Here is a 20291-nt window from a genome sequence, read left to right as displayed (position 1 = left end):
GCTTATAAATTCTTATGCTAGCACTGATTGATTTTAGTTATGTTTTTGCTGCCGCTAATAATGCACCACAACCCATAAACATTGAACCAAATAGTTTGTTTATTTTGCCCATCACCCGCTCAGAGCGAATAAAACGCCCCATTTGCGCCGCTAGCGAGGTATAACCGAGCATCACCAGTGAGTCGATCAGCACCGTTGTCAGACCTAGTACGGCGAGCTGCGTCACTTGATCGCGACTCGGATCGATAAACTGGGGAAACAGTGCGACCAAAAAGACGATCGATTTCGGATTGGTCAAATTAACCAACACCGCTTTATGCAGCAATGACCAAGCCGAGATCGCCCCTTGCTGCTGCACGGTTGCGAGCCCAGAGGTATCGCGCCATTTTTGAATGCCAAGCCAGACCAGATAAACGGCGCCTACCCATTTAATCACGGTAAACGCGGTGGCCGACTGCGCAACCAGCGCACCAATCCCCGCTCCAACGAGAACAATATGGATCGACAAGCCAATTTGCAGACCCGCAATGGAAGCGAGAGATTTGCGCGTGCCGTAGCTAAGCCCGTTGCTGATCGAGTTCACCGTACCGGAACCTGGGGCGAGGCTGAACACGATAGCCGTAAGCACATAGGCGAGCCAGACATGTGTATCCATTGCAATTCTCCGTTAATTCTCTGATCATACTCGGCTAGAAACGTAGCATTCAGGTAGTTTGTTAATGGCTAATAACCCTTCTCTTCCCTCTTATACTCAAGAGAACTTGTTTGAGCAAGCAATAGCTGGTCCGATTGCTGCCCTGTGGCAGCAGCGCCAAGAGGGGTATTTCAAGAGCAGCGACAAAACCAAATTGTACTGGTGCAAACTGACCGACCCAAAGCACAGCAAAGCGGTGCTGCTGGTGAATGGTCGAATTGAGTCATCGTGGAAATATCAGGAGTTGCTGTTCGATTTCTATCGCCAAGGCTATGACGTCTACAGTTACGATCATCGCGGCCAAGGGCTGTCGGATCGCCTAGTGCAAGATTCGGATATCGGCCACGTGTATGAGTTCGATGATTATGTGCGCGATCTCGCCAGCGTTGTGCAACATTTTGCGCTAGAAGGCTATCGGCAACGCCATATGATCTCGCACTCGATGGGCGGCGCTATCGCCACTCGCTACCTACAAACCTACCCACACCATCCGTTTGATAAATTGGTGCTCAGCGCGCCGATGTTTGGCATCAACCTGCCGTGGTATCTCAGCCCTATTGCCATCGCCGTCAGCCAGATCCTTACCGCGGTGTATCCCACGCCCACTTACGCGCCTGGCCACCAGCCTTATTACGCCAAACCATTTGAAGACAACCCGCTCAGCCAAAGTAAAGCGCGTTACCACTGGTTTCGCCAACTCTATACTGACAAACCTGAGCTGCAAGTGGGCGGACCGAGCACGCGCTGGGTTTGGCAGGGATTAATGGCAACCAAACAGTGTCTACAAATGACTCGCCAGCTCAAGATCCCGGTGTTACTGCTGCAAGCGGGTAACGACCGTATTGTCAGTAATCAGGCGCAAAATCAGTTCTATAAAAAGCTGTGCAAAACCAATAAGAACAGCCAAATGATCACCATTGACGGCGCGCAACATGAACTGCTGTTTGAACAAGATCTGTATCGTAATCAGGCGTTAGATGCGCTGTTTCGCTTTCTGCAATAGAGCAAGCGGATGTATGCGGCGCAAGACATAAAGAGGAAAGGAACAAAACAGGATTTACCCTCTTTTTCTTCCACATTTTCCCCTACACTGTGGCCATTCCCCCTTGTTGCACGGGCCAGTTGACCGTTTGGTTGACCACGCCCAGTGCAACACCCAATCCTGTATCGCACGCTCTGCGCTGGTGGATTGGCCCAGTTTCCTTCGCCTTTGCTGATATAAGAGAGTTTCATGACTACGCGCTTACCTTGTAGAGAGATCACCCAAATTGTCGCTTCTGATTTAGACGGCACCTTACTGGCACCCAACCACCAGTTGAGCGAGTTTGCCAAACAGACGCTGAAAGCCCTGCATGACCAAGGCTACACGTTCGTTTTTGCCACCGGTCGCCACCACGTGGATGTGGCGGGCATCCGCGCCCCGACGGGCATTCCTGCGTACATGATCACCTCAAACGGCGCGCGCGTGCACGATCAACAAGACCAATTGATGTACAGCAACAACGTGCCAGCCGAACTGGTGCAACCGATCATCGATATCGTCAAAAACGATCCGACGCTGTTTGTGCACATCTATCAAGATGACCACTGGTTGATGGACCGAGACGATGAAACGCTGCGTCACTTCCACGAAGATTCGGGCTTTACCTATCAGTTGTTCGACATCGACCAAGCGCCCACCGATGGCATTGCCAAGATTTTTTTCACTCACCCAGCGCAAGACCACGAGCATTTGGTGATGTTTGAAAACGAACTGCGCGCCGCCTTTGGTGAGAAGCTCAACATCGCCTTTTCCACCCCTTGGTGTTTGGAAGTGATGGCGAAAGAGGTCTCGAAAGGGGATGCATTACAAGTGGTGGCACAGTCGCTGGGTCTTGGTTTGCAAAACTGCATTGCGTTTGGCGACGGGATGAATGATGTTGAAATGCTGTCGATGGCGGGCAAAGGCTTGGTGATGGCAACCTCACACGAGAAAGTAAAACGGGCACTGCCAGACAATGAAGTGATCGGCAGCAATGCAGACGATGCCGTCGCCCACTACTTACAGCAACACTTGCTCTAAATCGCACATTGGGGCAGGTCTATCCTGCCCGTTTCTTTCAGCGCCGCGATGGCCGGGTTTCTTGCTTGATAATTGCGTACTCCTTCCCAACATGAGATGTTTTGTACGCGCAAGGTGTCGATGGAAAAGGTGTCCGGTTCAGTTTTACACAACCAATATGCCATAATGGGGTCCAAGCAGATTTCGATACGCAAAAAGGTATACCATGAAGGCGCTGAAAAACCCAGCCACACTCTCGCTGCTGATGCTACTGCAAGCTTGTTCCAGCTCTGATAACGTCGCTATAGAATCTGCCCCGCCCCCTGAGGCCAGTTTAAACCAGCCCGACAGCGTGGTGGCGCAGCCTTTTCTCTTATCTGGCACTGCGGTGGTGGGCCACGAGACGCAATACCTCACGCCCTGTGGCGGCAACCAGCAATATTGGCTACAGCTCTCGGCGCAGCAGCGCCAGCAAGTGATGTCTCTCAATCAGACGCCTTATCAAACCCTTTACGGTGAGTTCATCGGCCATTTGGAAAGCACTACCGCTGAAGGCTTTGCCGCCGAATACGATGCTCGTTTTGTGGTGGAACAAATCAACTACGTCGATGCCACTCGCCAGCAGCAATGCGACCACGCCAAGCGTCCTACCCGAGCGTTTGGCAACCAGCCCGATTGGTCGCTGAGTTTTAACCGCGACAACCTGACGTTCACGCAAGCGGGCACGCCGACTCGGGTGCTCGACATTGAACGCAGCCAGTTGAGCCCACGTAAACGCGACTATCAACTGAGTTCAGGCCGCCTATTACTGACCGAAAACCTGTGCCGCGATGCAAAAAACAACGCCTTGTATGGCTGGAAAGCCACCCTCACACAAGACAAAACCACCTTCAATGGCTGCGCGACCACTTCCAATGTCGATGCTACGGCCAGTTGGAGCGGCCTATACACGGCGACCTCAACCCAATCGGCCGGGTTTTCTGTCCATCTGGAATTAAAGGCCGACCATAGCGCGCAAACCCGCTATCTCTACGCCGACCAAGAGCGCCCGCTCCTAGAACATGGCTACTGGCAGCAGTTGAATCCCAATCAAATTCAAGTGGTGATGACCCGTCACCAAGGGCAAAAACTGATCACCGAACGCATTTTTACTCGCACAGGATCACAGCTCAAAGCGGAACAAGAAAAGGTCGGCAGCGTGGTTTACCCTATTGCTCAAGGTGGGCTGGTACTTTACCCCGCGAAAGCGTCCTCAAACGCCTCTGTCGAACCTGACACTGAGCAACAAGTGGCGTTACCAAGCAGTGGCGACATCAACGCCAGCGCCGACTACAACGCTAAAGTGGACAGTGCCGTGCGCGAGTACTTTCGCTTGCACAAAACCGACCCGAAAAATAACCAATATCGCTGGCTCACCTACGATCTGAACGGCGATGGTCAGCCTGAGCTGCTTACTCAGCTCGACTGGTGCGGCTCTGGCGGTTGTACCTTACTGATTTTTGAAAATCACGCCAACCAGTGGCGCTTTAACAGCCGTATCACGTTAGTGCGCAGCCCTATCTATCTTGGCACGCAGCGCACCGCAGGCTGGCAAGATCTTATTTTTGAGATAAACGGCGGCGGCGCAGCATCAGGCAAACACCGGATGCAATACAACGGCCTTAGTTACCCACTCAACCCAAGTTTGGCACCAGAGGCGAGTGCGGCGCAGATAAGCGGCGTCAAACTGTTTGCCGATGGCATCAGCCCGGTGCGAGATGGGGTGCGCTTGTGATGGCGCAACCTTGCCCGCATTGCGGCTTTCTCCACCAGTGCGTGTGCGGAGATATTCCACAGATAGAGAGCTCGCTGCGTTTCGTTTTGCTCCAGCACCCAAATGAGCCAGCGCGTTTGAGCAACAGCGGCAAACTGTTGCACTGGTTTGGACTTAAGGTCGAACGCATGATTTGGCAACGCCAAACGCCACCACCACAGTGGCAGGCGCTGATGGAAGACCCGGACCTCTACCCCGTGTTGCTCTACCCGCATCCACAAGCGCAAACCTTGCCTCAGGTACAACAAAGCAGCGCGGATCAGCAGCGTCAAAGCGTGTTTGTGATTTTGGATGGCACTTGGCAGGAGGCGAGGAAAATGCTCAATAAGAGCGAATGGCTGGCGCAACTGCTCTGTTTGAGCATCAGCAGCCGGGCGGAATCGGCTTACCAATTGCGCCGCAACCAGCAACCGGGCAATTTGTGCACCATGGAGATCGCCGCCGAGCTTTTAGCGCAAAGTGGCGAGGTAACACAGGCGCAGCAGATGCAGCAGTTTTTGCAGCACTATTTGCAGGTTTTCCACGCGGACCGAAGTGGCCACTCATTCAAGTGAGGAAAGCACAACAGCCAGGCCAGCCTTGCTGTCGCCGTCAAGTACTTAAAACAGCCGTTGCGGCTCACCTAAGAAATAGCCCTGCAAGTAATCCACCCCCATGTCCTGCACTATCTGGCAAACCTGCTGGTTGTGAACAAATTCCGCCACGGTTTTTGCATTCAACACTTGGCACAATCGCACCAGTTGGTTGGCAATTTTGCGCTGCTTCTCATCTTGATCAATATTGCGGATCAAGCTGCCATCGAGCTTAATGATTTCCGGTTCCAACTTGATGATTTCGTCAATATTAGAGTAACCAGAGCCAAAATCATCGACGATGATGCGCGCCCCCAAGCGACGAAAGTGACTACACACTTCGATCATCCGCCCGTAATCTTTAATTTGCTCCGACTCCAACACTTCCAGACCAATGCGGCTGGGATCGTTGAGCTGGCTAATCGAAGCTTCAAGCAGCAAGAGGGTTTTGTCGCTGAGCAAATCTTGTGGCGACAAGTTGATCGAAAACGCCTCCTGCTTATCTTGCATGTAGTCGAGAGTGCTTTGGATCATATGTCGGCTTAAACGAGTGTAGAGATGGGTGCCCGTGATAATGGGGAGAAACTGCCCCGGCAACACAATACGCCCGTCGTTTTCCACAATGCGCACCAAACACTCTTTGGCTGAAGGCGTTTTGCCATCGGCGTGAAAAATCGGCTGCGCATAGGTCACGATGTTTTGCTGCAAGATGGCACGGCTGACACAACCCAGCCAGCCCAACTGTTCGCGGCGCGCCTCTTCACTGACTTGCACTTCTTTAGCGTCACAAATGTGGGTGTTGTTACGCACCCCAACCCGACGTGCTTCAATTGCTTTGAGCAAGAGTTCATCACCGCTGGCATTGGGGAAATCACGCCGGCTCGCCAAACCGCCACAGAGTGAAATGGAGAGATAGTCGACGTGTTCAAGCCCGGAGGGTTCAAAATTGGTTTGTTCAATCAGATCAGCGAATCGGGTGAAGAGCTGTTTGATGGTTTCACCGCACAGCCCGGCGCGAAAGACAAACGCCCACTCGCCCACCCCTATGCTGTAGATATGCAGATTCGCCCCTTTGCCAAGGCGCTTGCGCAGCCGCGTGGTAAAGTGAGCCGACAACATCTGCAACAACTCATCACCGACTTGATAACCGTATTTCTCATTGATGTGGTTAAAATTGAGCAACTTGAGGGTCAGGAGATGCTCGTCCGCTTGAATATCATTGAGATACTCTTTAAGTGCAATACGATTGGGTAGACCCGTGCGGCTGTCGCGGCGATAGCTCTCTTGCAAACGCATCGCCTGACGCTCAAGCTGGTACTCCATATGCGCATTCATGTTATCCAGATCAGCGATGGCACTGCGGATCAAACAGAACAGCGGTGAAATGCTGCTGCTGATCTCATTGGAGGGCAAGTGAAAACGCGTCACTTCGTCGCTTTCACGCAGCGCCAAATAGGTCAGGCTATGATGCAAAATCTCCAGCGAGGCGCCTTCACTGTACACCTCTCCCATGCAATAACTGCCATTGGTGGTGGCCAGTTCATTGAAGGCACTCACCTCCTCGGCACCATCAATAAAATCGAGCCGCGAAGCGCAGTTGTAGATAAACACCGATTCTGGCTGATGCATCGCCAACTCCATAACGCCATGCTTTAACTGTTCCAGCGTCAAAGAGGGGTGGTTGTAACAAAAGCGAACCTCATCGCCTACTTGCCAGTCACGGTCAAACGTCATGCTGCCATCGGCATGGATATCGCACACCGAACACACTTCTTTCTTGTTGTTCACTTCGCGATAAAGCGGGAAATTGATGAGCTGATTCAAAGAGATGTCACGATTGTCTGCCAGATAGTGCTTGTACACATCATAGGCCGACTGGTTACCCAGCGCGATTAATCGTCGCCCTTGCGCCGCTGTCACCTTGTGATACATCCCGACCGGGTTCCACTCCGAATAGGCGCGCGTCCATACTTTCAGCGCGTCACCGTGCAGCGCGACCGCCACCGCCGCGTTGTGATACACCTTCTCTTGATGCAGCACCCAGCAGCCATCTTCGGTTGCTTGAGCCAAACCACCAGCCACCGGAGGGCAAGCTTCTTCACAGCGAAATGCGCTATAGATCGGATAGTCGACCCGCTGCACTTGCACGGCAAAACTGACCACTGCGCAACTGGCAGGAGTGAGATTGAGCGCATGACGGAAATCGTAACTGTCGAGATCGGGCGCACCGCTATAGGGTTGCACGGCGGAGGTAAGTTGCGTATGCGTAAACTGACTAATGACGATCAAACAGCCGTGATGAAGAATTTCACCAGCATTGATCATGTGGCGAGTGCTGTGTCCGATGATTTCAGCACGCGGCAACTTCATGCGAAGAGAGCGGGCATAAGCTTCGGTCACCGACGCTGACTGAGCAGAAAAAAGCTGAATCAAATAGGGGCTATCGACTTGCCAATCATAGCCTTGTATCTGTTCTTGTAACTGCTCGAGATCATCCGCCCAGAGAGAGAAAGTCTGCATACGCGAGTGAGTCCTGACGTTGTGGCTTAGTAAAGAAACTAAGATTATGTTCTATTTATGAGAAATCTAATCTACGTATCTTTATTGGGCTTTGCCAGCTTTGCTCGTTATCAGCTTGTTAAGATTGAGAGTGTGCTTGCAAAAGCGGCAGCAATTGACGCAATTCTCGGATCTCAAGATGGGGCAGGCTTCGCGCTTTCGCATTGCGGTACAAGCTTCTATGGGTGGTGTTGATCCAACACGACATAAATCCGTGCTGATTGGCGGCAGCGACGTCTTTGATCAGATGATCGCCCACATGCAGAATGTGCGCTGGGGAACATGGCAACATCGACTGCGCGAGCAGAAACAGATCCGCTGCGGGTTTCGCTGCGCCATCTGGCCCCGCTTGCAATACCGCCTTAAAGTAAACATCAAGGCCAAGCACTTTGGTATCGACGTTGCCATTGGTGATAGCCACCAGCGGAAACTCACCAGCCAAGGCACTCAGTACCTGATGCGTTTGTGGCGGCACGGTTAAACGGCTGCGCCAACTGAGCGCCACTGCCACCCCTTCTTTGGCCGCCTGTCGCGCTTCTGCGGGCGCGTAACCCAATTGCAAGAACGCCGTTTGCAACTGTTTTTCTCGCCATAATGTCACATCGTGGCATACCGCTGGGTGCTTGCGGCTGACCGCGGCTTTGATCTCTTGCCATTGCTCCGCACGAAAACGCTGTGTTTGCGGGTGTTCACGGTGCAACCAGCTCAACACTTCCGCTTCCATGCGCGCCACCACTGGACGGTTGTCGTACAAGGTGTCGTCCAAATCGAACGTCAGTGCTTTTATCGGTGCCAGTGAGCGATAGAATTTCATTGTTCTTCCTCTTTGCGTTGCGCTGATTTTTTCCGCGCTCTGGGGTGAGCTTGGTCATACACATCCGCTAAATGCTGAAAGTCCAAGTGGGTATAGATCTGCGTGGTGGAGATGTTTTCGTGCCCCAGCAGCTCTTGCACCGCGCGCAAGTTATTGCTCGATTCCAACATGTGCGTGGCAAAAGAGTGGCGCAGTTTATGCGGAGTAATGTGGCTTGCCACCGCCTGCTTTTGTCCCCATTGTGCCATGCGCTTTTGCACACTGCGATGGGAAATGCGCGCGCCCAACTTAGAGACAAACAGCGCATTTTCACCCGGCGCGGCTAAGCCACTGCGAATTCTTAGCCACTTGCCGACCCATTGCACCGCCATGCCCGCAAACGGCACTTTACGCTCTTTGTCACCTTTACCGATCACGCGAATTTCGCCGCTGCGCAAATGCACATCTCGCACATTGATACTCACCAGTTCCGCCAAACGCAATCCCGCGCCATACATGAGCTCCATCATGGCGCGATCGCGAATCGACAGCGGATCATCTTCATTCACTTCGAGCAGTTGATTGACTTCATCGACATCGAGATTTTTCGGTAGCGGGCGTTTTTTCCTCGGTGCAGAGACCCCTTTGGCGGGGTTGGCGACGATTTCCCCGCGCAAAATGAGAAAATCAAAAAAACTGCGTAACGAAGAGAGACGCGTGGCCAAGCTGCTGGCTTTCATGCCTTCACGCATCCCTTTGCCCGCTAACTGGCGAACCCAACTGGCATCGACGTCATGCCACGCCTTGACGTTCATCTCCGCCAGATGCTGCGCCATGGTTTGCAACTGCTGTTTGTAGTTGCGCTGCGTGTGCAAACTCAGCCCTTTCTCGCTGCGCAGAAATTCGTAGAAGCGATCCAGTGGCTTTTGCAGGCTACTTGGCAGAGGAGTGCTGGGCGTTGTCGTCATCGTAGCTTTGCCATAGCAGGGTTTGTGCAAGGTGGGCAACCACCAAAGAGAGATGGCGCAAGAACAAGGTATCCATATCGGGTTGGAAATGGCCGCCATCTTCACTAGAGAAAGCCAGCACGCCGAGTGTCTGCTTTTTCACCAAAGGCAAAATCACGTAGGAACCCATTTCTGGCACGTGCATATCACCAAACAGCGCCTCGCGATCCACTTTACGCAAACGACCCAAGTAGGCCTCTTTGCCATTGAGATGTGTGGTGGCAAAGCGCTGATAGTGCTCTTTGCTCAGTTGCGCGCTGGCATCACATTGGCTAAACAGGCGCACATAAGCGCACAAGCCAAGTTGTTGCGCTTTCTGCTCAATGGCACTGATCACTTGCTTGAAATCGGTGCACTTTAGGATTGTGCCTTGCAGATCCATAAACTGATAAAAAGTCCGATCGTTGCTGGCCGCCAATGACATCAGGCCAGTGATCTCTTCTTCCAGCTCTTCAATGCGCTGACGTTGACGATTCAGTTGCAGATGCACTAACGGCACGGCGCCCAAATCCGGATGCGGCAGCGACAAGCGATCCACCAGCTCAGGACGTTGCATAAAAAAATCTGGGTGATCTTTCAGATACTCGGCCACCACTTCTGCGCTCAGTGTATCTGCTTCTATATACGACAAAAAATTTCCCCTCGTTCCATCAGCAAGAGAGCTGTCCGTCAAAGACGTGCGTTGCAGGCCCGGTCATGTACAACGGCTTGCCAGGGCCTTGCCATTGAATGTGCAGCTCGCCGCCGGGCAACTTGACCGTCACACTTTCATCGAGTAAGCCCTGCACAATGCCCACTGCGACCGCACCGCACGCGCCGCTGCCGCAGGCTTGGGTTTCCCCTGCGCCGCGTTCATACACACGTAGGCGGATCTGGTTGCGATTGACCACCTGCATAAAGCCAGCGTTAACGCGCTCTGGAAAACGTTCATGCGATTCCAAAAGCGGACCTAAGGTTTCCACTTCAGCGGTATCGACATCATCCACCACGGTCACGACGTGCGGATTGCCCATGCTCACGGCACCGCAAAACAGCGTTTTCTCGCCAACACGCATGATGTAGGTTTTCTCTTTCTGCTGGGCGCGAAATGGAATTTTGCTCGGTTCAAATTCCGGCACGCCCATATTGACGGTGATCTGGTCATCGTCTTCCACGTCGAGAATCATTTTGCCTTTCTTGGTGCTGACGCTGATGCTGTATTTGTTGGTCAGCCCTTTCATGCGCACAAAACGGGCGAAACAGCGCGCGCCATTGCCACACTGCTCGACCTCACTGCCATCGGCATTAAAAATACGATAGTGGAAATCCGTTTCGGGATCATAGGGCGCCTCGACCACCAGCAGTTGATCGAAACCAACGCCCGTGTGACGATCCGCCAAGCGGCGGATTAGTTCTTGCGAGAAGTAAACGTTTTGGGTAATGCAATCGACCACCATAAAGTCGTTACCCAAACCGTGCATTTTGGAAAAGTGGAAATGCATAAAAGCTGGTTACTCCGGAAGAATGTGTTCAAGTTCCCACAAGCTGCGCAGCTCTTCACGCTGACGCACAAGGAAACTTTGCGTGCCATCAACCATGATTTCTGCGGCGCGAGCACGAGTATTGTAGTTCGAGGACATCACAAAGCCGTAAGCACCGGCGCTGCGCACCGCCAGCAGGTCATTTTCGGCCAGCACTAGTGAGCGGTCTTTACCGAGGAAATCACCGGTTTCACAAATCGGCCCCACCAGATCATACGTCACCGCTTCGCCGCTGCGTGGCTTCACCGGCACGATATCCTGCCACGCTTGGTAAAGCGCCGGGCGCATCAAATCGTTCATCGCAGCATCAATGATGGCGAAGTTTTTGTGCTCGGTATGTTTGAGAAATTCCACTTTGGTCAGCAGTACACCCGCATTCGCCGCAATGGCTCGGCCGGGCTCGAAAATCAGCTCCAGATCTTGATGGTTTTCCAGACGGCCCAGCAGCGCTTTCGCATACTCTGACGGCTGCGGCGGTAGCTCATTACGATAAACCACACCCAGACCGCCACCGACATCCAGATGGCGGATGGTGATGCCTTGCTCTTTAAGGGAGTCGATCAGCGCCAACAGACGGTCCGTGGCATCGATGAACGGCGCGAGTGCCGTCAACTGAGAGCCAATGTGGCAATCAATCCCCTGCACATTGAGGTTCTCCAGGCTTTGCGCAAACTGATAAACCGCCGGTGCGCGGTCAAACGCGATACCAAATTTGTTGTCGCGTAGGCCAGTCGAAATATAAGGATGGGTTTGAGCATCAACATCGGGGTTAATGCGCAGTGAAATCGGTGCTTTCACGCCCAGCTCACCGGCTACCTTGTTCAAGCGCTCCAGCTCAGGCTCGGACTCCACATTGAAACATTTGATGTTCAGTTCCAGCGCGCGACGCATCTCAGCTTCGGTTTTACCCACGCCAGAAAACACCACTTTACGCGGATCGCCGCCAGCGGCAATCACACGCTCCAGCTCACCGCCAGAGACAATATCAAAGCCGGAACCAAGACGCGCCAATACATTGAGTACACCAAGATTGGAGTTGGCTTTTACCGCGTAGCAAACCAGATGAGGATGGTTTTCAACAGACTGATCAAAGGCTTTCCAGTGGCGCTCTAATGTGGCACGTGAATAGACGTACAGTGGCGTACCATATTGCTGCGCCAGTTGAGACAGCGGAACGCCTTCGGCCCACAGTTGGCCATCATCCTGATAATTGAAATAGTCCAAAATTCGCTTCCCTTTTTAATGGTCGACTGCTTTATCTGCTTTCATGCCTACTGCGACTGTTCACTCGGCGGAGTGTCGTCAGGGATATAGAGGGAGCCCGACTGCCCACACCCAGCCAGCAAGGCCACACTGAGGGTAAGCAACACAGTAAGTAATTTTTTCATTTTGCATATCGTGATTATTGATTCAATGCCCCCTATAATCGCACCACACTCAGGAAAAGCAATAGGATAGATAAGATGAACAATACTGAATTTCATCAACTGGTGGATGCCGAGTTGCAACTTATTGAAGAAGCGATTGATGATTCAGGCGCGGACATCGATTTCGAAACCACCGGCAATGTGATGACGTTGGAGTTTGATGACCGCAGCCAGATCATCATTAACCGCCAAGAGCCGATGCAGGAAATTTGGCTGGCGTCAAAATCTGGCGGCTTCCACTTTAAATATCAGCAAGATAAGTGGATTTGCTCTAAAACTGGCATGGAGTTCTCGCAGATGGTCAAACAAGAATGCGAGAAGCACGCAGGCGAAACGATCGACTGGGTACAATAAAAAGTCAAAGAGCACCACGTGGGTGCTCTTTCTATATTGGCCGCTAACTCTATTAGCCGCTGAATCGCCTCGGCTTAAATATTGACGACTTTCGACATCTTGGATGGAGTACAGGCGTCGTTGCGATAAGGCACGATGTAAGATTGTGCCCCCTCTTCTTGTGGGTGCACAATCTGATAGTACTGGGGCAAGTTAAAGTTGATGAACTTGGACGCGACCTGTTGGTCGTCTTTGACCGAGGTGTAGAAGCTGTTGACGCTGGCGATCATCTCATCTTTTGAGCCGCTAAACTGGTGATACACTTCCACCTGATTCGACTCATCCAACACATAAATATTGAAGCCTTTGTCGGTATCTTCAAAGAAGAACTGGATCAAGCCTTCGCTGGCAAATCCATCGACGATTTCTGGCAACTGGTAGTCCGCTTCGCGATCCAGCATCAGCAGAGGTGAGCCTTTCAGCTTGTTGGTCGAGATGCTGCGGTAAAAATCAACCGAGTTTTCCAATTTTTGTACCGACACACCACGACGCTCAAAGAACAACCCGTAGGTTTGCGCGCCTAAACGAATCGCTTTGAAGCGGCGGCGTTTTTCCTGCTCAACCGGTTTTAAGCGTAAATCAATACACTCAGCCAGAAGCTGGTACACCATGTTGCGCATCACGCCACGCATGTTTTTGCTGTAGCAGAAAACATCCACCGACTCGGGCGGAATCGCGTCTTGGTGCATTTTCCCCAGCACGGTTTTCAGCGCATCCAACATTGCGGTTTCGCCTTTGAAGTGCAAAGTACGCACTTCGTGCCAAGAGTTGCGGTAAACCAGATCGACACTGCCAACCAAACTGCGCTGCTGCGTACCGAAACTGAAAATATCGGCGTTTTTCAGATCCACTTTTAGGGAGCGCCCCGACAGCTCGGCAGTGGGGTCACTTTCAAAGTTGATGAACATCGCCAGTTGGCTGATCTCGCATGGGCTGGCCAACGCTTGCATGGTCGGGCGACGTTTGCGCAGCGAGAAGGTGTTGCGCAAGTCGCTGACCATTTGATAGAACTTGTCGATGTCGATCTGCGCATCTCGCACCACCGCATGTAAACGAGTCGATTCGGTGATCAGGCCATTAAAAAACGCCCACGCAACCAATTTACTCAAGTACTCGTGGTGCTCCAAATACGGCTGACCGAGAATGCGGTGCGCCACCAGCGGCTGCTTGTACAAATACCAGCCGGCTTTATTGGTCCGCCCTTCGCGCACTTCAATAAAACTGAGGTCCGCTTCATGTAAGTCCGGCGAAATCTGCGGATTGAGCAGGGTCACTTTGCCCGGCAACACTTCAAAGGCGGCGTACAGCTTACGCGCTAAAATGCTGATATCTTGTGGGCTGATGGCCGAGGTAATGTCGTTACGCCGCGCGAACTGGATCAAATTACGGTAACTTTGCATCAAGGCATCCAGCAGCGCGTGGTGCACCACTTTCACCTGTTCCACTTTCCAGTTTCGGCGATTATCGAGCTCGGCGATCACCTCAGGTGACCACTGCCACTGGGTCGTCAGTTGACGCAGCGCTTCGCGTCGCCAAGCGACCGAACCAACGCCGGGATCACGAGAAAGCTTTTCATGAGTTTTCAGATAGAAACAGCGCCGAACCAGATCCAAACGGGTGGCATCTTTGATGCGCTCCAAATAACGCGTCACCTTCTCCAGCATCAAGTAATACGCATCCATACCGTAGAGATCCGGCTCATGGGCAAAAAAGCGTCGTTTGGTATCAATGCTGAGTAGCTGGGTGTGTGGGTATTCCCACGAGTAAGCTTCCAGCAAGATCGCTTTCAACACCGATTTGTATGGCGAGTCGATACTCTTGTACAACTGCCACAAATTGGAGCCGAAATACTCCTCTGCCGGAATACAGCTCAACTGACCAAAATCGATCCACTGGTTGCAGTTGATGTAGCCACCACGGCAAAGCTGATCGACGTACTCGTCATAACACTCTTCCATTTCCGGCGGCACTATTTGCCACAACAAGCGTCGTCCGGCGATACGCACTGCAGAGCGATAAAATTCGTCGAGCAATAACATGTGCTGAGACGAGCCGCAGTTGTCGCCTGTCATCTGCTCCGAGCGGTTGGAGCGAAAACGCTGCTCATCCATCAAGAAAAAGTTCGCCTCAACCCCGTGCATCTGCGCCCAATCGGTGATGAGTAGGCACTTGTTGGTGAGACTTTCCCTTTCTTCATGGCTCATGAGGCTTGAGACACACACCCAGATGTCGAGATCGCTGGAGGTGCTTTGCCCAATCGACGAGGTGCTTCCCATGGTATACAAGCCGAGAATTTTGGCTTTTTTCGCCACTGGCAAAGGGCAACCTAAGGTGAGTTCGGTATCGTCAATAAACTGCTGTTGTACATCGTTGAACTCCTGACCGTCGATGCCATAAGGCACATCGGCGTCAAAATAGCCCGGAATCGCTGGATGATTGAAATGAAGTAAAGCGGGAATGAGATGAAAGACTCGCTGGCTTTGCAAATCCATAAGCGCCAGCGCACGCTCAACACGTTGCTGGTTAAGTGTATCTAATCGCTGGATTAATTTTTCGGTATAAGCCTGCAAGGGAGTTCCTTGGTTTCAGTATCAAGACACGTCTGTATAACTTTTATGCCATCCTGGCAGAAAAACGTGATCAATTTAACACTTCTAAGCGTATTGGTAAAGATGTAACCCGTCAATCCCAAACCAATACGAACCTTTGTCGCACGCCCTTTTCAAGGCGCCTAAGTGTCGCTTGTAACGCTGACTACGAATACTGGCGGCGCAGTCAAATGAGAATTGAGTCACACTATTTCAGTACGCTTGTGCAATTAGTTAACCATACCAACAGTTACACTAACTAACAGTAATACTTTAGCAGTGAGGATGATAGGATTGGGGCAAAATTGACAATGAAACTGGGAAGATCATGACACACTCAACTCCGATTCGCATCGCAACCCGAAAAAGTCCTCTTGCGCTTTGGCAGGCTCACTATGTCAAAGAAGCGCTGCAACAGGCTCATCCCGGCCTTGAAGTGGAACTGGTGACCATGGTCACCAAAGGTGATGTGATTCTCGATACGCCTTTGGCAAAAGTCGGTGGTAAGGGGTTGTTCGTCAAAGAATTGGAAGTGGCGATGCTGGAAGGGCGCGCGGATCTGGCGGTACATTCGATGAAGGACGTGCCCGTCGATTTTCCACCAGGGCTCGGACTGGTCACCATTTGTGAGCGCGAAGATCCACGCGATGCGTTTGTCTCTAACCATTATGAAAACATTGAACAACTGCCACAAGGCGCGGTTGTCGGTACCTGCAGCCTACGCCGTCAGTGCCAACTCAAAGCGTATCGTCCAGATTTAGTCATCAAAGAGCTACGCGGCAACGTCGGCACACGCTTAAGTAAACTTGACGCGGGCGAGTATGACGCAATTATCCTCGCCGCGGCAGGTCTTAAACGCCTCGAACTGCAAGAGCGCATTCGTAGCTTTATCGAGCCAGAACAATCTCTCCCTGCGGTTGGCCAAGGCGCCGTTGGCATTGAGTGCCGCACCGATGACGAGAGAATGCTCGAACTGCTAGCGCCGCTGAATCACGTCGAAACGGCGGATCGCGTCAAGTGCGAGCGAGCAATGAATCTGACCCTACAAGGCGGCTGCCAAGTGCCGATTGGCAGCTACGCGCTGCTTGAGGGCGATCAGATTTGGCTGCGTGCTCTTGTCGGTGAACCCGATGGCTCCCACATTGTACGCGGCGAAATTCGCGGCCCACGCACCGACGCAGAAGCACTAGGCGTGCAACTTGCGCAGCAACTTCTCAGCCAAGGCGCCGACGACATTCTTGCTCGCCTTTATCAAGATCACGAATAACATGACGGTTCTGGTCACGCGGCCAGCCGAACAAGGGCTGGCTCTCTGCTCCTTGCTCAATGATGGTGGAGTCTCCACACTCCATCATCCTCTCATTCGTATCGTCGCCAACCCCAGCGTCGACACACTCCTTTCTCAACTGCGCGACAGCGACATTGTTATCGCCGTCAGCCAACACGCGGTGCAGTTCGCCCAGCAATGGCTTGCCGAACATCAAGCAAACTGGCCGCAGAACACGCGATATCTTGCCGTTGGTCAAAAAACCGCACACTATTTAAGCAAAGTCACGGGGCAAGACGTAAACTACCCGACGGTCAGTGATAGTGAGCACTTAATCCAACTTCCGGAGCTCAACCGGATCGCAGGGAAGCGTGTGTTGATTTTGCGCGGCAACGGGGGCAGAGAGCTCATCCGAGAGTCTCTTGCCTCGCTTGGCGCCGATGTTGATTATTGTGAGACGTACCAGAGAGAATTTATCCCCTTTGATCCGCTAAGCTGTGTGGCATCTTGGCAAACGCAAAAAGTCGATACTCTCATCGTCACCAGTTCTGAACAGTTGGAATACCTCAACCGCATGATGAACAGCCAAGCACAGCACTGGCTGCATCAACAACACCTGTTGGTACCCAGCGAACGCATTGCTACCATTGCACACTCTTTAGGCTTCGCCAGAGTGACCAACGTTGGAAGTGCTGCAAACATGGAATTACTGGCTGCTCTCCAGCCTAAGTAACACAGGATAACCTCATGACAAGTAAAAAAAATAACGAGCAAACCACGCCTGAAGAAATGACGTCTACCCCAACCACCAACGACATTTCGCCCAATAACGATACGTCTGCTTCGGCCGAGATCGTCAACGACGTCAGCCCAGTATCCTCTGACACAGAGAAAACACCACACAGTAACACTCAGCCAGAGCAAAAGCGCGGCAGCAAACTGAGCATCATCGCGATTGTGATTGCCCTGCTTGGTACTGGCGGGCTCGCTTATCAAATGCAGCAGCAGAGTAGCCACTACCAAGCGCAGATCGCCGCACTGCAAAATCAGCTGCAACAAACTCAGTCATCCTTGACTCAGCAGATGAGTCAAGTCAAAACGGACACCGCGCAGCAGGCCAGCAGCACACTCCACAAAGCAGAAGTGGAGCTTGCGCAACAGCAAAAAAGCATTGAGAGCCTTCAGCTGGCCATGGCGGATGTGAAAGGGCGCCGTCCAAACGACTGGCTGCTGGCGGAAGCGGATTACTTGGTCAAACTGGCCGGACGCAAGCTGTTTCTTGAGCGTGACGCAACGAGCGCCACTCATCTGATGGAAAGCGCTGATCAACGTATCGCCACGCTAAACGACCCGAGCTTGGTCCCACTGCGTAAAGCAATGGCAAGCGACATTACCAAACTAAAAACCATCCCAATCATTGATCGTGATGGCTTAGTACTGCGTCTAACCGCTTTGCAGCAACAAGTCGATCAGCTGCCACTGGCCAATGCCATTCTCCCAGAAGCCAAAGCGGTAGAAAAAACCGAGGTCTCCGAGGACATCAGTAACTGGCAAGACAACTTGCTCACCTCGTTGAAAGACTTCTCAGAAAACTTCATTACCTTTCGTACCCGCGACGGCAATGTGATTCCTCTGCTCTCACCTGAGCAGCATTTTTATCTCAAAGAGAACATAAAAGCCAAGCTGGAAACGGCGATCAAAGCCGTCTATCTCGAGCAAGGTGAGCTTTACACCATCGCATTGACGACCGCAGAAAGCTGGTCTGAATCTTTCTTTAACCCTGACGACAATGCCGTAAAAGAGTTTAACCGCAGTCTAAAACAACTCAGCCAGCAGAATGTTCAGGTGACGTATCCCGTGAAACTGGAGACACAAACTCAACTCGCGGATGTGATTCGTGAACGCCTTCGCCGAGATGTCACTACACTAACCAGCACGGAGGAAAAACAATGATTCGTATGATTTTTCTTTTCGTCGTGCTCGGCGCAGGATTGTTTGCTGGTACACAATTTTCCGGCCAACAAGGTTATGTGTTGATCTCGGTAGCCAACAGCACCATAGAGATGAGTGTAACGACGTTGGTTATCTTTATCGTCGCGACTCTGGCAGGATTGTTCGCTTTGGAGTACCTCGCCAAAAAAGTGATTTATACCAGCTTCACCACTTGGAACTGGTTTAGTGTACGCAAAATGCGCCGCTCACGTCGTTACACCAATGAAGGCATCATTAAGCTGCTGGAAGGGGATTGGAAAGGGGCTGAGAAAAAAGTGACACGCTGGGCTAATCATCACGATATGCCGCTGTTGTGCTACTTGGTTGCATCCGAAGCGGCTGACGGCCAAGGAGACAAAGTCAAACGTGATCAATACCTTGCTCTTGCCGCCCAACAAGAAAACGCCCATTTGGCGGTGGAACTGACCAGAGCAAAACAATGGGTTCGTGAGGGCGAGTTTACCCAGGCGTTTGACACACTGCAATCGCTCAAAAGCAGCCACCCTAACAATCCGATTGTCATGGATTTGCTGAAAACCACTTATCTAGAACTGAAACGGTGGCAACCCCTACTCGATTTGCTGCCAAGCTTGCATAAGTCCGGTCATATCAGCCAAGAAGAGATGGAACGGGTCAGTTTACAAGCTCATTGCGGCCAGCTTATTGATATTGCAACACAGGAAGGCAGTGAAGGGCTCATCGCGCATTGGAATGGGCTGAGCAAGAAACTTAAGCAGGAGGAGACGCTCATCGCCTGTTTTGTACAACAGCTGATCGCTCGTAAAGCCGATCACGAAGCGTTGACCGTGCTTAAAGAAGCACTGAAGAAAGCAGCCTCTAGCAAGCTGTATGCGCTATTGCCTGAACTTAATCTCTCCGATAGCCACCCAGTGATTGTACTGCTTGAGGAAGCGACAAAACGCGACAATAGCAACGCAGAAGCACACAGCGCTTTGGCCCAACTCTACTTACGTGAAAAGAAATGGGCATTGGCACAGACACACTTTGAACAAGCGCTTAACGTTCGTTCCAGTGTCTCTGACTACGCTTACTTAGCAGAAGCCCTAGAAAAGCAAGACCTCAATAAAGCAGCTCATGAGGTTTCACGCAAAGCACTCACCCTTGTGCAGAATGGTTGAACTGCAGAGACAAAGACGAAACCGGCTTTATCGCCGGTTTTTTTATGTCATTTGCAACCACAACTCTTATACCAATCCATTCAAATGAAAATGAGATTACTGGCTCTTGCTCATTTCAAAGAGGGGCATTCTCGCACCCAAATCGCCAAGTTTCTTATGGTAAGCCGTACCAGTGTCAACAAGTGGGTTCAAACCTTCCTTCAAGAAGGGCTAGAGGGACTTAAGGAAAAGCCAAGAACAGGAAGACCTCCCTTCTTAACCCCTGAGCAAAAAGAGCGACTAAGCCAATACATAAAAGACAAGGCTGATAATATACAGGGCGGACGACTGACTGGGGCCGACATCCACGCTTATATCGCGAAAGAATTTGGCCAGCACTACCACCCTGACTCTATCTATTACCTGCTCGACCACATGGGCTTGTCATGGATAACTTCCCGCTCAAAACACCCCAAGCAATCTCAAGAAGTCCAAGACGATTTTAAA

19 protein-coding genes and 1 pseudogene are annotated in these 20291 nt (G+C 51.8%); 10 read left to right on the top strand and 10 right to left on the bottom strand.

The features are described from left to right. Positions 1-37 precede the first annotated feature (37 nt). Complete coding sequence (gene rhtB, locus UF06_RS06000) at positions 38-655, bottom strand: homoserine/homoserine lactone efflux protein (RefSeq protein WP_045569639.1); 618 nt, start codon at positions 653-655, stop codon at positions 38-40. A gap of 64 nt (positions 656-719) precedes the next feature. Between rhtB and UF06_RS05995 the strand changes: the two genes are divergently transcribed. Beyond that, entirely contained in the window at positions 720-1697 is a 978-nt protein-coding gene (locus UF06_RS05995) for an alpha/beta fold hydrolase (RefSeq protein WP_045569638.1), read from the top strand. Positions 1698-1925: 228 nt separating this feature from the next. Continuing rightward, a complete protein-coding gene (locus tag UF06_RS05990; protein WP_045569637.1) occupies positions 1926-2756 on the top strand; it encodes a Cof-type HAD-IIB family hydrolase in 831 nt (276 codons plus the stop codon). 56 nt (positions 2757-2812) lie between these two features. On the opposite strand, the pseudogene UF06_RS23785 reads toward UF06_RS05990, so the two are convergent. After that, positions 2813-2920: pseudogene (locus tag UF06_RS23785) on the bottom strand (EVE domain-containing protein); the annotation flags it as partial. Between the two features lie 41 nt (positions 2921-2961). On the opposite strand from UF06_RS23785, the gene UF06_RS05985 reads away from it, so the two are divergent. Further along, on the top strand, positions 2962-4509 hold the full coding sequence (locus UF06_RS05985; RefSeq protein WP_045569636.1) for a membrane protein: 1548 nt from the start codon (positions 2962-2964) through the stop codon (positions 4507-4509). Then, the gene (locus UF06_RS05980; protein WP_045569635.1) at positions 4509-5102 is read left to right on the top strand and encodes a tRNA-uridine aminocarboxypropyltransferase; all 594 of its coding nucleotides are present in this window, start codon (positions 4509-4511) and stop codon (positions 5100-5102) included. Before UF06_RS05985 ends, UF06_RS05980 begins: the two co-directional genes overlap by 1 nt. Before the next feature lie 45 nt (positions 5103-5147). On the opposite strand, the gene UF06_RS05975 is transcribed toward UF06_RS05980, so the two are convergent. The 7 genes from UF06_RS05975 to UF06_RS23780 form a co-directional block, all read right to left on the bottom strand. After that, complete coding sequence (locus tag UF06_RS05975) at positions 5148-7640, bottom strand: EAL domain-containing protein (RefSeq protein WP_045569634.1); 2493 nt, start codon at positions 7638-7640, stop codon at positions 5148-5150. A 118-nt stretch (positions 7641-7758) separates the two neighbouring features. Then, entirely contained in the window at positions 7759-8493 is a 735-nt protein-coding gene (yigB, locus tag UF06_RS05970; protein ID WP_045569633.1) for a 5-amino-6-(5-phospho-D-ribitylamino)uracil phosphatase YigB, read from the bottom strand. After that, entirely contained in the window at positions 8490-9440 is a 951-nt protein-coding gene (gene xerC / locus UF06_RS05965; RefSeq protein WP_045569632.1) for a tyrosine recombinase XerC, read from the bottom strand. The genes yigB and xerC overlap by 4 nt, the downstream gene beginning before the upstream one ends. Continuing rightward, positions 9406-10110: a DUF484 family protein gene (locus UF06_RS05960; protein ID WP_045569631.1), complete on the bottom strand. Its 705-nt coding sequence runs from the start codon at positions 10108-10110 to the stop codon at positions 9406-9408. Before UF06_RS05960 ends, xerC begins: the two co-directional genes overlap by 35 nt. A 19-nt stretch (positions 10111-10129) precedes the next feature. Continuing rightward, positions 10130-10960, bottom strand: a complete 831-nt coding sequence (gene dapF, locus UF06_RS05955) for a diaminopimelate epimerase (protein WP_045569630.1) — start codon at positions 10958-10960, stop codon at positions 10130-10132. Between the two features lie 9 nt (positions 10961-10969). Continuing rightward, positions 10970-12223 carry a diaminopimelate decarboxylase gene (gene lysA / locus UF06_RS05950; RefSeq protein ID WP_045569629.1) on the bottom strand — a complete coding sequence of 418 codons (1254 nt, stop codon included), beginning with the start codon at positions 12221-12223 and terminating at the stop codon, positions 10970-10972. A 47-nt stretch (positions 12224-12270) separates the two neighbouring features. After that, entirely contained in the window at positions 12271-12483 is a 213-nt protein-coding gene (locus UF06_RS23780) for a lipoprotein (RefSeq protein ID WP_170320322.1), read from the bottom strand. Here UF06_RS23780 and cyaY point away from each other — a divergent pair. Next, positions 12463-12780: an iron donor protein CyaY gene (gene cyaY, locus UF06_RS05945; RefSeq protein ID WP_039437826.1), complete on the top strand. Its 318-nt coding sequence runs from the start codon at positions 12463-12465 to the stop codon at positions 12778-12780. The two genes, UF06_RS23780 and cyaY, sit on opposite strands and share 21 nt — an antisense overlap. Positions 12781-12854: 74 nt before the next feature. Here cyaY and UF06_RS05940 read toward each other — a convergent pair whose 3' ends face one another. Then, positions 12855-15389, bottom strand: coding sequence for a class I adenylate cyclase (locus UF06_RS05940; RefSeq protein ID WP_045569628.1), 2535 nt, complete (start codon positions 15387-15389; stop codon positions 12855-12857). A gap of 346 nt (positions 15390-15735) precedes the next feature. On the opposite strand from UF06_RS05940, the gene hemC reads away from it, so the two are divergent. The 5 genes from hemC to UF06_RS05915 all read left to right on the top strand — a co-directional run. Beyond that, entirely contained in the window at positions 15736-16674 is a 939-nt protein-coding gene (hemC, locus tag UF06_RS05935) for a hydroxymethylbilane synthase (RefSeq protein WP_045569627.1), read from the top strand. A 1-nt stretch (position 16675) separates the two neighbouring features. Continuing rightward, positions 16676-17407 (top strand): uroporphyrinogen-III synthase, encoded by a 732-nt coding sequence (locus UF06_RS05930; RefSeq protein ID WP_045569626.1) that lies wholly within the window; start codon positions 16676-16678, stop codon positions 17405-17407. A 14-nt stretch (positions 17408-17421) separates the two neighbouring features. Then, the gene (locus UF06_RS05925) at positions 17422-18627 is read left to right on the top strand and encodes a uroporphyrinogen-III C-methyltransferase (RefSeq protein ID WP_045569625.1); all 1206 of its coding nucleotides are present in this window, start codon (positions 17422-17424) and stop codon (positions 18625-18627) included. After that, complete coding sequence (locus UF06_RS05920; protein WP_045569624.1) at positions 18624-19805, top strand: heme biosynthesis HemY N-terminal domain-containing protein; 1182 nt, start codon at positions 18624-18626, stop codon at positions 19803-19805. Before UF06_RS05925 ends, UF06_RS05920 begins: the two co-directional genes overlap by 4 nt. An 84-nt stretch (positions 19806-19889) precedes the next feature. Further along, positions 19890-20291, top strand: a 402-nt coding sequence (locus UF06_RS05915) for an IS630 family transposase (RefSeq protein ID WP_045569662.1), incomplete at its 3' end; no start/stop codon positions are given.

The organism is Vibrio sp. S234-5 (genome assembly GCF_000960595.1).
In the GTDB taxonomy this organism is placed as follows: domain Bacteria; phylum Pseudomonadota; class Gammaproteobacteria; order Enterobacterales; family Vibrionaceae; genus Vibrio.
The sequence above is the reverse complement of the archived record's forward strand: the minus strand, read 5'-3'. Positions and strand labels throughout refer to the sequence as shown.

Excerpts from the sequence above, each read along its gene's own strand:
- rhtB (WP_045569639.1), bottom strand. The coding sequence starts at position 655 with ATGGATACACATGTCTGGCTCGCCTATGTGCTTACGGCTATCGTGTTC.
- UF06_RS05995 (WP_045569638.1), top strand. The coding sequence starts at position 720 with ATGGCTAATAACCCTTCTCTTCCCTCTTATACTCAAGAGAACTTGTTT.
- UF06_RS05990 (WP_045569637.1), top strand. The coding sequence starts at position 1,926 with ATGACTACGCGCTTACCTTGTAGAGAGATCACCCAAATTGTCGCTTCT.
- UF06_RS05985 (WP_045569636.1), top strand. The coding sequence starts at position 2,962 with ATGAAGGCGCTGAAAAACCCAGCCACACTCTCGCTGCTGATGCTACTG.
- UF06_RS05980 (WP_045569635.1), top strand. The coding sequence starts at position 4,509 with ATGGCGCAACCTTGCCCGCATTGCGGCTTTCTCCACCAGTGCGTGTGC.
- UF06_RS05975 (WP_045569634.1), bottom strand. The coding sequence starts at position 7,640 with ATGCAGACTTTCTCTCTCTGGGCGGATGATCTCGAGCAGTTACAAGAA.
- yigB (WP_045569633.1), bottom strand. The coding sequence starts at position 8,493 with ATGAAATTCTATCGCTCACTGGCACCGATAAAAGCACTGACGTTCGAT.
- xerC (WP_045569632.1), bottom strand. The coding sequence starts at position 9,440 with ATGACGACAACGCCCAGCACTCCTCTGCCAAGTAGCCTGCAAAAGCCA.
- dapF (WP_045569630.1), bottom strand. The coding sequence starts at position 10,960 with ATGCATTTCCACTTTTCCAAAATGCACGGTTTGGGTAACGACTTTATG.
- cyaY (WP_039437826.1), top strand. The coding sequence starts at position 12,463 with ATGAACAATACTGAATTTCATCAACTGGTGGATGCCGAGTTGCAACTT.
- UF06_RS23780 (WP_170320322.1), bottom strand. The coding sequence starts at position 12,483 with ATGAAATTCAGTATTGTTCATCTTATCTATCCTATTGCTTTTCCTGAG.
- hemC (WP_045569627.1), top strand. The coding sequence starts at position 15,736 with ATGACACACTCAACTCCGATTCGCATCGCAACCCGAAAAAGTCCTCTT.
- UF06_RS05930 (WP_045569626.1), top strand. The coding sequence starts at position 16,676 with ATGACGGTTCTGGTCACGCGGCCAGCCGAACAAGGGCTGGCTCTCTGC.
- UF06_RS05925 (WP_045569625.1), top strand. The coding sequence starts at position 17,422 with ATGACAAGTAAAAAAAATAACGAGCAAACCACGCCTGAAGAAATGACG.
- UF06_RS05920 (WP_045569624.1), top strand. The coding sequence starts at position 18,624 with ATGATTCGTATGATTTTTCTTTTCGTCGTGCTCGGCGCAGGATTGTTT.